This is a genomic window from Butyrivibrio sp. LB2008 (assembly GCF_000621565.1).
GTDB lineage: Bacteria > Bacillota > Clostridia > Lachnospirales > Lachnospiraceae > Butyrivibrio.
Genome location: NZ_JHXZ01000030.1, coordinates 1 through 9,727, shown reverse-complemented (window position 1 = coordinate 9,727; position 9,727 = coordinate 1). Strand labels below are relative to the sequence as shown.

The window sequence follows — 9,727 nt, the reverse complement described above, 5'->3', positions numbered from 1 at the left end:
GCCGGCAACAGGCCCTTATAGGGCCAGAACAAACCACCGGCTAAGCCGGTGGTTCTGATTTAGTAATGGACTTTCTTTTCTTGTCACGTTTTAAGATGTACCGGTCATGTTGTCTTATTTCAGAATATGCGAGGAGAGCATTGTCTTCGGCATATACAAAGTGAACATGATATTTTCCGTCAGCGGTATGCTTATGGAAAAGCACGACGGGAGGAAAATCTACGCTGGTGAATTTTTGTATGAGCCAATATTGATTGGTGGCTTTGCTCATAATTTCTATATGTTCTTTACTAATATCAATGATTTCAAAATCCCCATGCTCAAAAACGGATAATTCGGCATAATCAAACATAATAAAACTCCTATAAGACTTATTGGAGCAATGATAAGTTTGCGCCGCTCGCATATCTTTATGGACTGTTCCATAATACAATCGATGATGAGAAGGTTAATCGTGCAAGGGTGCGAATGGCACAGTTGCTTGATACGAGTGTGACATCAGCCGTTGCTACAGATGATCCTAATGGACAGTGGGCAATTCATGGCACAAAAGTCATTGATCTGTCAAAAATAGACGTAGAGCAGTTAAGAACAGAAATCAAAACTGCTCAGTATAAGGCGATTGAGATTGATGACCTAAAAGCGTTTATTGATGAAGCACTTCAGCGTATGTTGAAAAAGAACTGTACAAGAACCGCTTTTTTACAGAGATATAGGAACATTATCGATAGATATAACGCTGGCGGATCTGAAAACGAAGATTACTATGAACAGTTGCTTGAACTGATTGAACAGATGAAAAAAGAGGAGTCCAGGGCTGAGGCTGAGGGGCTGTCAGACGAAGAACTTGAGATGTACGATCTGCTTATTGCAGGTAAGAAGCTAACGCATGCTGAAGAACAGAAGGTAAAGCTTGCAGCAAAGAATCTGTTTAAGAAGCTTTCGGATAACAGGAAGAGCTTATTGGTGGTTGACTGGTATAAAGACGATATGCCAAGAGAGAAGGTAAGGATGCTATACAGACTTCATTGGATGCCGATTTGCCGGAAAGCTATGATAAGGAATCATTCCAGTCAAAAATCACTTTGCTGTTAAATCATTTCATAGATATGGCAATACAGGGATATGGCTGGATTGCGGCGGCATAATGAAAAGTTTTATGAAGAAACAACATGCTGTAGTAGGAACTTCAAAGGAAAATGTCAGGTACTATTGTAAAACGCATGGACTTGACGGATATGCGGAGCAGGTAAAGATTCATTATGATGAACAACGCAATACTCCTGATAACTGCAAGTATTGTGGAAAGCATCATGTAAGAAAGCCTCATTCCGGGAAAAAGCTCTTTTGCTCAGATGAGTGCAGGAGAAGATGGTGGAAAGAGCATCCTGAGGCAGGTAATAAATCTGCTGGCGCTTATTACAATCAGGTTTGCGCCTATTGTGGCCGCTTCTTTTCATCATATGGGAAGAAGGGCCGGAAGTATTGTTGCCACGACTGCTATATCATGGATCGGTTCTGGTCGGATGGTGATAAGGACAGGGTAGTAGCCAAGAATCCTGATAGGAAGACAATAAAGATTGCGCTTTAAACAATAAACTGCTTGTTAATATGAATAGATTCATGGAGGGTGTCAATATTAAATTGACACTCTCTTTTTGAATGGCTATAATTGTGTCATAAAAATCTTGACACAGGAGACAAATATGATAACTACCTTGGAAGAGGCTCTGAAAAGGATCAGTGAACTTGAAGCGGAAAATGCTAATCTGAAAGCTGAGCTTGAGGAATACAGAGGTCGTAAGTTTGCTGGTAGACAGAAACATGATGCAGCTTGGACGCAGTCATATAATGACTTTGCTGTAAAATTTGAAAGTGGTATGACGATCATGGAGATTGTAGCAGAAGGCAAAATAAGCAGGAGAACTGCATATCGTTACAAGGCTTATTATGATGCTTTACGTCAGACTGAAGCCACGTTGGAAATTAGCAACCTCAGACTTGGTGATTCAGGAAAAAAGGAGCTTGAAAGGATGCTCAATGGTGATGCGACTCGTGAGGAGTTTCAGAAAGAACTTAAGGAGAAGTATAAGAAATGAAAGTTCTTGTAATACCTGATATTCATTTGAAAAGCTGGATTTTTGATAGAGCAGAATAGATAATGCGCAGTGGAAAAGCTGATAGAGCAGTGTGCTTAATGGATATTCCGGATGATTGGGACATGGAACTTGATATTGCGCGCTATAGAGATACTTTTGACCGGGCAATCAGATTTGCAAGAGAGAATCCTGATACCCTGTGGTGCTATGGTAATCATGATGTGAGCTATCCGTGGGGCAAGCTGGAAACAGGGTATTCTCCATATGCAGAGCGAACAGTTATATCCAAACTGGAGGAGCTGACGAATAAGCTGCCAGATTCTTTGCAGATAGCTATTATCCATAGGATTGATAATGTCCTTTTTTGCCATGGCGGGCTGACAGAAGATTTTGTGAACTGCCTGAATGAAGAACTAATTGATGCTGATATAGATGAGATTTTATCTGTTATAAATGAAGCCTAACCAAAATATCTTTGGAATGATCAATCTCCACTCTGGTTTAGGCCACAGCACAGGAATGTTGGTGCTTTCAGAAAAGAGACATTTACGCAGGTTGTAGGGCATACTCCTGTTGATAAGATATATGAGGAAAATGGATTTATCTCGACAGATGTGTTTTCTACTTATCGGGACGGAAGGCAAATTGGCGAATCTGCGATGGTAGTGATTGATTCGGTATCGAGGGAGTTTGAGAAGATAGAAGTGTAAAGGGGCGCGAATGATATATTTTACAAGTGATTTACATCTGGGGCATAAAGGCATCATAACCATGCAGAACAGACCTTTTGAATCTGTAGAAGATATGAACCGGATACTACTTACAAACTACAATGCAGTTGTCGGTAAGGATGATACTGTCTATATTCTAGGAGATATTTGCCACCATATGAGTGTCAATCAAGCCAACAGTGTTATAGCTAGAATGAAGGGCAAGAAATATCTTATAAATGGGAATCATGATAAAAAATATGATCCAGCATTATTTGAAGACATAAAAGATTTCATGACGGTTTCACTTAATGGAAGATATTTCGCACTTATGCATTATCCTATGCTGTCATGGCCCAAGAAAAACAGCGGAAGTATTCAGCTACATGGGCACATACATGCGAGAATGGATTATAACGAGCAGAACAGGAACGAAGGTGTGCTCAGGTATGATGTCGGAGTGGATGCAAATAACTTTTATCCTGTGTCGGTGAAACAGATTATTGAGTTCTTTGGCAGTTGTTCGGAAATTCCGAATAACTGAATTGAAGTATGTTTTTCTATTATTGTCACGATTTTTATGTAATAAACGTGATAATTCGTCAGATAAACTATATAATTTATCTGACGAAAGGAATGTAAGATGAGAGAAAAATATCAGATTGAAATAGAAAAAAGAATAGAGAATTACGGCTCTGGCTATGCTTTTTCGGCTATAGATTTTATTGATATTGCTGGAACAGATCCTACCAACAAGGCATTATCGAGGCTTGGTGAATCTGGAACAATCAGGCGGGTCATAAAGGGAATATATGACAAGCCGTCTTACAGTAAGTTATTAGGAGAGTATAGTGCTCCTAATATTGAGAAAGTAGCAGAAGCTATTGCCAGAAAATATAACTGGACTATTGCTCCTTCAGGAGAGACGGCTTTAAATTATCTGCATTTATCTACACAGGTACCTAATACCTGGAGTTATATAAGTGATGGCCCATATCGTAAATATGAAATCGGTTCGTATCAGGTTGAGTTTAAGCATTGTGCCAATAAGGAAATATCTGGTAAAAGTTTCATTACGATAGCTGTCATTCAGGCAATTAAGTATATAGGTAAAGATAAAATACAGCAGGAAGATATAGAAAGATTATCAAATGTGCTGTCGAAGGCGTATAAGGAAACTATACTTTGTGAGGCAATAACAACGACAGCGTGGATATATAAAGTAATAAAGGAGATATGTATTAGGTGAGAAATGTAGCATTACTCAGTAAAGAGGACAGGGAGGTCCTTTTTTCTCGTACAGCAGAGAAAATGAAAATGCATCCTTCTATTGTTGAAAAGGATTTTTGGGTGTGTTTTATGCTGGATCATTTATTTCATGATTGCATTTATAAGGATGCATTTGTATTTAACTTGTAAAAAAAGAACTTGGTTCTTTAAAGTATGATCCTATACTTGGTTGTCCGTTATGCAGAAACGAGGAAGAGAAGGAAAAATATAAACGATATACAGCTCTGGCTAATAAGGTTTCAAAGCTTGGTAGGCATCCTGCAAGGTCTATATTTAATAACGAACCTGGTGGAAATATTTTAAGAAATAATGAAATTACACAGAGTTGGATAGAAAAAGGGAATAGATTGATAGAAGTGGAGCCAGGAGTCTGGATTGATCCTGGATTTTAGGAGATAGAAGATGAGTATTAATGAATTGATAGAGAAAAATAATATTGCAATAGTTGCAAAAGCAGATTAAAAAATAAGAGATTTGAAATAATAAAAAGTAATCTAGAGCTTGAGTCGTATGATTTATTTGAACAGTTGATTCTTTTTGGTAATACAGATACTCTTTTGGAAAGCGTTGAGGGGCAGATTCTACCTAGGATTTGGACGCAAGGTAATACAAAATGTGTAGTATGTAAGCCTAATAATGAGCTACTTATTGCTTTATTCTATGAAAACAGTATGGATGCTAAAGAGAACTATTTTTATGCAAAAGAGCTGGATTCACTGCTTAAAGATATTATAAAGTATGTGCAGAGTGGAATAACTTATAATTGGGATTCAGATAAAAAAGAAAATGAGTTATCATGATTATAAAAAAGCTATGGAGTTAGCAAAAAACTGCAAGTTTTACACAACATTGGATGGAAAAAGACAAGACGAAATAGATGCTGCAGAGAGAATTTTAAATATAAAATTTTCAAAAGAAATAAAGGATTTTTATTTGGAATATGGTTATCTTTCTTTTGAAGGAAATGAGATATTTGGAATAGATCCTTTGGATGATTCTGGGATTTTAGAGGGGAATTCAGTTGCGTATGCTTTAAATGAGAGGGAGCAATATGGAATCCAGTAATTGGAGAGATAACCAACTATAAATATTATGAATGGAACTCTTTGAATCCAAGCCACTTTGATGAAAAATTTGGATATGATGCGAAAGGTGAGGACCATTATAATAAAGTAACTAAGAAGAAAGTGCAAACTCCGCATTCGCACGATCCTAATACTCCGGGAGATATTCGAGACGCTACTCCGGAGGATATTCCAAGATAGGAGAATATTAAGATGACAAATTATATTAAATGGTTAGAAAATTGGTATAAAGAAAATTGTTATGATGAATGGGAGCATTCATATGGTGTAAGAATCGGAACTTTGGATAATCCAGGGTGGTCGGTAGAAGTTGATTTAGAATATACCAATATGGAAGATAAAGAATTTCCAGAGCTGGAAGTAGATAATTCTGATGATGACTGGATTGATTGTTTTGTGAGAAATAATCAATTTATGGGATATGGTGATCCAGGCAAATTAGAAGAAATAATCAAGGTATTTAAAGAATGGGTTGAAAGTTTTGAAAAGAATTCGGAATTAAAAGATATAGTCAGAAACAAAATAGGTCCAAACATAGATGCAGATAAAAAACATGTTATGTTTATTAAGGATCACGATACAGGAAAAATATTGAATTATAAGGTGTATAATCCCAATCCTGAGAATCCATGTGGATTTGATGAGAAAATCAGATATGATGCGGTAGGTGTTTCTTTTAACAAGGTAACCGCAGAAATTATAAAGTCCCCGCATGTTCATGATTCCAATGCTACGGGGGGTGTGCGAGAAGCCGATCCGGATGAAATACCGGGATAAAGGAGTGCATTGATATGACAAATTATATTAAGTGGTTAGAAAACTGGTATAAAGATAATTGTGATGGATATTGGGAGCATTGCTACGGCATCAGAATTTTTGCGTTAGATAATCCAGGATGGTGTGTGACGATTGATTTTGAGGATACAGACCTAGAAGATAAAGAATTTCCAATGCTCAGAATCGATAATTCTGATGATGACTGGATTATTTGCTATGTGAAAGATAAGAAATTTATCGGTAGTGGGGATTCAGATAAAATCGAAGAGATAATTAAAGTATTTAAGGAGTGGGTTGAGAGCAACCAATAATTTTTTTATATCGTTTTAGATAAGAAAAAGCAATCTTCTGTTTTGGAAATTGGAGTCCATTTTTGAAGATTGCTATTTTTTTAATCTTTCTTATAGAACATTGATTCGTAGCCATCTGCTATAAGTGTCCGGCGGCACATTGTGGGAGGCGGCAACGGCTGATTGTTTTCGGCAGTTTCCACTCCCTGACCGTGCGGTATAATTCCTGACCGCAGGATATTGGCGGGAACACCGCACACTGTCATAGCTTTATTCCAGAGAGCATTCGGAATGCTTTTTGAAATAAGGCCATGACTAAACAGTCACAGCCTTGTACATTGAAAATTTCATCAATCCAGAGTCTGGTTCTCAACGGCATCACGGATGATATCGGCATCGATGACCTTGCATTTACGCTGTGAGCCGATGGCAAAGGCATCGGTCATCAGGTTGTCGATGAGTCTGGGGTTGCCCTGGGTATAGCTGTGGGCTGCAGACAGTGCAGCGGTATCAATGATCTTTTCGGATGCACCGGCAAGCTTTATCTTGTGAAGTATATACTCTGCAACCTCACCGTCATCCAGTCCGCTGTAGTTGTAGTGGACGGTGATCCTTTGGCGGAGGGCTTCATGAACGGGCTTTCTAAGGGTGTCATTCAGGTGTGATTCACCGCAAAGGATGAGCGTAAAGTAGTTGACGGAATCGTAGCCATAATTCATCAGCATCTTGATGTCATTAAGGATTCCGGTGTTCAGGTACTGCGCCTCATCAATTGCAAGGAGCAGAGGTTGCCGCTTTTCCTTGAAAAGGTACGATATCTGCTCGCGGATTGCCTGGAACATCGCAGGCTTACCGCCTTTTTCTGTCACACCCAGGATACTGCAGAACTGTTTATAGAAGTCGGCGACACTGATAGTTGACAGGCACATGTACTCCATGTGGTAAAGGCTGGGGTTGAGGCTGTTTGCAAAACACCGGAGGGCATAGGATTTACCCATGCCCGGTCTTGCGGTGAATACTCCTATGCCCCTGATGTCCTTGAGGTAATTGAGACGGTTTGTCATTTCGTTGAAATCTTTTGAGATAAAGCAGTCCTTTTCCTTGAGCTGCTGCTTGTCAAAGGGATTGTATGACAGACCATAGAAGCTATTGTACATCAGCCTACACCTCCAATCCTTGAGTAGTCGATAGGGTTCTGGCGTTTTACATGGCAGTTCTCATTGCGGTTGGTCCTGCGGAGGGGATAGTGTTTTCCATCAAAAAGAATGTAGGCAGAATCCATGTCATCCGGAAGAAAGCGGATATCAACCTTTGCAGATATGAACTGCATGGGGACATCAAAGCTGACCTTGTCGATTGAGATGGTGGAGTCTTTCCTTACCTTGCGGGTTATGCGGTTGAGGAAGCACTCATCAAGCCACTCTTCGGACTGAGGCGGCTTGGGTTTGTATTCTGAATTTAAGTACCTGTCCATTGGAGTAGAATCGATGCCGCGATGGAAAGTGGTGTTGTAGGTGCGCATATAGTCCTTGAGCATGCTGTCAAACTGGGAGAGCGATGTGATGGATCCGATATCCAGTGTGTACAGCCATCTTTCCTTGAGTGTCCTGAAATGGCGTTCCACCTTGCCTTTGCTGGCACCGTCGCGTACTTTTGTATGCAGGAGCACTATGCCAAGCGACACACAGATCATGGAGAGCTGCTCGTTGGAGTAGCTGCAGCCGTTATCGACATAGAGCTTGTCAGGAATGCCGTAGGTAGCAACAGCCTGTTTAAGGACTTTCTGGAAGTTGAAAGCGTTGTCGCTGTAGAACAGACCGCCTCCGACAAGGAGCCTTGAATGGTCGTCGATTATCATTATGCAGTAGACGCGCTTGGATTTACCGTTCTCAGTGATATATGGGAGATAACAGGTGTCCGCCTGCCAGCATTTTCCGAAGCCGTCCTCCTCAAATGCCTTACGGTCCTTTAGATTGGGATTTCGTGCGGACTTGAGGTCATTGTTTTTGATGAACCTCTGTACTGAGTCGACGCTTACACAGGCAGGGATGAATGATTCAGCTACCAGGTGGTGGTATATCTGGGTGGCATTCATGCGGGGATGCTCCTGCTTCATGCGGTAGATCTCACAGATTGCTTCGTCGTTCAGAACACGGGAAACGCCCATATCGGAGCGCCTTCCGGGAAGAAGCGCATCAAGGCCGCCGTTAGTGTACTCTGATTTCCACTTCTCCAGTGTTTTGTAGCTGTACTTTACAACGGTTCCGTCAGGAAGTGTGAGCGGGTTTTCGGTCACTCTCTTGTAATAAGCTGTAGCTGATGCATCAGGAAAAAGCCCCTGGACTACAGGAGCTATGAGTGCAAAGCGGAACTGGGCCATGTCGGCATCCTGCTTTGTGATTTCAGGGTTATTATTCATGTATTATGATCCTCCTTTATGTTTTCTAAAGCATAAAGCGAAGATATGGGCATAAACAGCCACCGGTTGTGTGGTCAGGTGATTCTGTAATCCGGAAGAAATATCTTCTGGCAGTACCCTGCGGATTCGCTACAGCATACAGATGGATTTTTATGCGACTGAAGGAATGAGAATGCGAAATGGCTGATGAATTCCGAAGAGAATCCATTGTAAGGATTACTGACCAGAGTTTTCATAAAATCACGGGTATCTGTTTTAAGATTTTCAAGTTCACCGAGCCAGAGTTTCTTATGCTGCCTGAACAGGCACTTCCACTTACGGAACTGACTGATGGATATTTCATATCTTTCGCAGATGCTTTCAATGGACCGGAATTGGAAGATGTGCTCTGACAGAACCCTGAGCACAAAGAACAGCCCATATGTCCCATAAGGGATGATGTGGTCAGGAAGTATGGCATGAGTGTGATGACAGCTGTCACAGATAACCCTCATTACACTGATGGAGCATTTGTGTCTCCGACCATTAACAAAGTCAGTGATAGTACGACCATAGTAAGCGTGGACATGACATTCGCCTCTGGATCCGCAGACAGGACAGGTCTCCTTCGATGGAACAAAGCGGGTCATAAATCGGTCAAAGAGGATTTTTGATGAAGTTTTAATATTTAGCATCTTGATAAACAGTAAGTTTTTCCGTATCATACAGACGTATCTCCTTTCATTATTCCCCGGATTCGTTCTGGACAGGTATGAAAGGGGACTTAAGATGACTGCTTATGAACAGGCAACCATAATTAGGGCATTGACCCTGCGCAGGACCTGTGTGCAGCTCTTAAGGGTGTGAATGAGGAAGGACGAACTGTGGTAGGGGCTGTCTTTCCTCATTTTTTATGCAACTGTATGAATATAGATCCGAAGGGGATAGTCAGTCAATATAGACACGAAAAAAACGTGCGGTAAAAAACAGCACGTTCAGATAGACAATATATAGGAGAACGAGAAATTAATCCGCAGTAAACCTTCGGTAGGTGAGAGGATTAATTCGACGCATTACA

The 9,727-nt window shown here is 40.5% G+C and carries 14 protein-coding genes and 1 pseudogene; 11 read left to right on the top strand and 4 right to left on the bottom strand.

Features of this window, described 5'->3' with window-relative positions; all coding sequences use genetic code 11:
* Positions 1-40 precede the first annotated feature (40 nt).
* Positions 41-352, bottom strand: coding sequence for a hypothetical protein (locus tag T356_RS0109800; RefSeq protein ID WP_026514326.1), 312 nt, complete (start codon positions 350-352; stop codon positions 41-43).
* Between the two features lie 116 nt (positions 353-468).
* Here T356_RS0109800 and T356_RS0109795 point away from each other — a divergent pair, with 116 nt between their 5' ends.
* From T356_RS0109795 to T356_RS0109740, 10 genes are all read left to right on the top strand, one after another.
* On the top strand, positions 469-1,095 hold the full coding sequence (locus T356_RS0109795; RefSeq protein WP_026514325.1) for a type I restriction enzyme endonuclease domain-containing protein: 627 nt from the start codon (positions 469-471) through the stop codon (positions 1,093-1,095).
* A gap of 52 nt (positions 1,096-1,147) precedes the next feature.
* The gene (locus tag T356_RS19060; RefSeq protein WP_051563341.1) at positions 1,148-1,591 is read left to right on the top strand and encodes a hypothetical protein; all 444 of its coding nucleotides are present in this window, start codon (positions 1,148-1,150) and stop codon (positions 1,589-1,591) included.
* Between the two features lie 115 nt (positions 1,592-1,706).
* A complete protein-coding gene (locus T356_RS19055) occupies positions 1,707-2,099 on the top strand; it encodes a resolvase (RefSeq protein ID WP_242846586.1) in 393 nt (130 codons plus the stop codon).
* Positions 2,100-2,161: 62 nt separating this feature from the next.
* Positions 2,162-2,563: a hypothetical protein gene (locus T356_RS0109780; RefSeq protein WP_026514324.1), complete on the top strand. Its 402-nt coding sequence runs from the start codon at positions 2,162-2,164 to the stop codon at positions 2,561-2,563.
* Between the two features lie 256 nt (positions 2,564-2,819).
* A complete protein-coding gene (locus T356_RS0109775) occupies positions 2,820-3,353 on the top strand; it encodes a metallophosphoesterase (RefSeq protein WP_026514323.1) in 534 nt (177 codons plus the stop codon).
* A 99-nt stretch (positions 3,354-3,452) separates the two neighbouring features.
* Complete coding sequence (locus tag T356_RS0109770; RefSeq protein WP_026514322.1) at positions 3,453-4,058, top strand: DUF6088 family protein; 606 nt, start codon at positions 3,453-3,455, stop codon at positions 4,056-4,058.
* A 712-nt stretch (positions 4,059-4,770) separates the two neighbouring features.
* Positions 4,771-4,899 carry a hypothetical protein gene (locus T356_RS21645; RefSeq protein ID WP_255346959.1) on the top strand — a complete coding sequence of 43 codons (129 nt, stop codon included), beginning with the start codon at positions 4,771-4,773 and terminating at the stop codon, positions 4,897-4,899.
* Positions 4,886-5,164, top strand: coding sequence for an SMI1/KNR4 family protein (locus T356_RS0109755; protein WP_026514320.1), 279 nt, complete (start codon positions 4,886-4,888; stop codon positions 5,162-5,164). Before T356_RS21645 ends, T356_RS0109755 begins: the two co-directional genes overlap by 14 nt.
* A 212-nt stretch (positions 5,165-5,376) precedes the next feature.
* On the top strand, positions 5,377-5,961 hold the full coding sequence (locus T356_RS20840; RefSeq protein WP_081777809.1) for an immunity 53 family protein: 585 nt from the start codon (positions 5,377-5,379) through the stop codon (positions 5,959-5,961).
* 14 nt (positions 5,962-5,975) lie between these two features.
* The gene (locus T356_RS0109740) at positions 5,976-6,272 is read left to right on the top strand and encodes an immunity 53 family protein (RefSeq protein ID WP_026514319.1); all 297 of its coding nucleotides are present in this window, start codon (positions 5,976-5,978) and stop codon (positions 6,270-6,272) included.
* A 329-nt stretch (positions 6,273-6,601) separates the two neighbouring features.
* Here the strand turns inward: T356_RS0109740 and T356_RS0109735 are convergent, their stop codons facing one another.
* Together T356_RS0109735 and T356_RS0109730 are read right to left on the bottom strand one after the other, a co-directional pair.
* Entirely contained in the window at positions 6,602-7,408 is an 807-nt protein-coding gene (locus tag T356_RS0109735; RefSeq protein WP_026512706.1) for an ExeA family protein, read from the bottom strand.
* On the bottom strand, positions 7,408-8,670 hold the full coding sequence (locus T356_RS0109730; protein WP_026512707.1) for a DDE-type integrase/transposase/recombinase: 1,263 nt from the start codon (positions 8,668-8,670) through the stop codon (positions 7,408-7,410). The genes T356_RS0109735 and T356_RS0109730 overlap by 1 nt, the downstream gene beginning before the upstream one ends.
* A 179-nt stretch (positions 8,671-8,849) precedes the next feature.
* Between T356_RS0109730 and T356_RS0109725 the strand changes: the two genes are divergently transcribed.
* The gene (locus T356_RS0109725; RefSeq protein ID WP_026512708.1) at positions 8,850-9,062 is read left to right on the top strand and encodes a hypothetical protein; all 213 of its coding nucleotides are present in this window, start codon (positions 8,850-8,852) and stop codon (positions 9,060-9,062) included.
* Between the two features lie 51 nt (positions 9,063-9,113).
* Here T356_RS0109725 and T356_RS21850 read toward each other — a convergent pair.
* Positions 9,114-9,299, bottom strand: a pseudogene (locus T356_RS21850) (hypothetical protein); the annotation flags it as partial.
* Positions 9,300-9,727: the final 428 nt, after the last annotated feature.

What these genes read in the sequence shown, in the direction of transcription:
- T356_RS0109800 (WP_026514326.1), bottom strand. Translation starts at nt 352, where the DNA reads ATGTTTGATTATGCCGAATTATCCGTTTTTGAGCATGGGGATTTTGAA.
- T356_RS0109795 (WP_026514325.1), top strand. Translation starts at nt 469, where the DNA reads ATGGCACAGTTGCTTGATACGAGTGTGACATCAGCCGTTGCTACAGAT.
- T356_RS19055 (WP_242846586.1), top strand. Translation starts at nt 1,707, where the DNA reads ATGATAACTACCTTGGAAGAGGCTCTGAAAAGGATCAGTGAACTTGAA.
- T356_RS0109735 (WP_026512706.1), bottom strand. Translation starts at nt 7,408, where the DNA reads ATGTACAATAGCTTCTATGGTCTGTCATACAATCCCTTTGACAAGCAG.
- T356_RS0109770 (WP_026514322.1), top strand. Translation starts at nt 3,453, where the DNA reads ATGAGAGAAAAATATCAGATTGAAATAGAAAAAAGAATAGAGAATTAC.
- T356_RS0109730 (WP_026512707.1), bottom strand. Translation starts at nt 8,670, where the DNA reads ATGAATAATAACCCTGAAATCACAAAGCAGGATGCCGACATGGCCCAG.
- T356_RS0109725 (WP_026512708.1), top strand. Translation starts at nt 8,850, where the DNA reads ATGGCTGATGAATTCCGAAGAGAATCCATTGTAAGGATTACTGACCAG.
- T356_RS19060 (WP_051563341.1), top strand. Translation starts at nt 1,148, where the DNA reads ATGAAAAGTTTTATGAAGAAACAACATGCTGTAGTAGGAACTTCAAAG.
- T356_RS0109755 (WP_026514320.1), top strand. Translation starts at nt 4,886, where the DNA reads ATGAGTTATCATGATTATAAAAAAGCTATGGAGTTAGCAAAAAACTGC.
- T356_RS0109780 (WP_026514324.1), top strand. Translation starts at nt 2,162, where the DNA reads ATGCGCAGTGGAAAAGCTGATAGAGCAGTGTGCTTAATGGATATTCCG.
- T356_RS0109775 (WP_026514323.1), top strand. Translation starts at nt 2,820, where the DNA reads ATGATATATTTTACAAGTGATTTACATCTGGGGCATAAAGGCATCATA.
- T356_RS0109740 (WP_026514319.1), top strand. Translation starts at nt 5,976, where the DNA reads ATGACAAATTATATTAAGTGGTTAGAAAACTGGTATAAAGATAATTGT.
- T356_RS20840 (WP_081777809.1), top strand. Translation starts at nt 5,377, where the DNA reads ATGACAAATTATATTAAATGGTTAGAAAATTGGTATAAAGAAAATTGT.
- T356_RS21645 (WP_255346959.1), top strand. Translation starts at nt 4,771, where the DNA reads ATGGATGCTAAAGAGAACTATTTTTATGCAAAAGAGCTGGATTCACTG.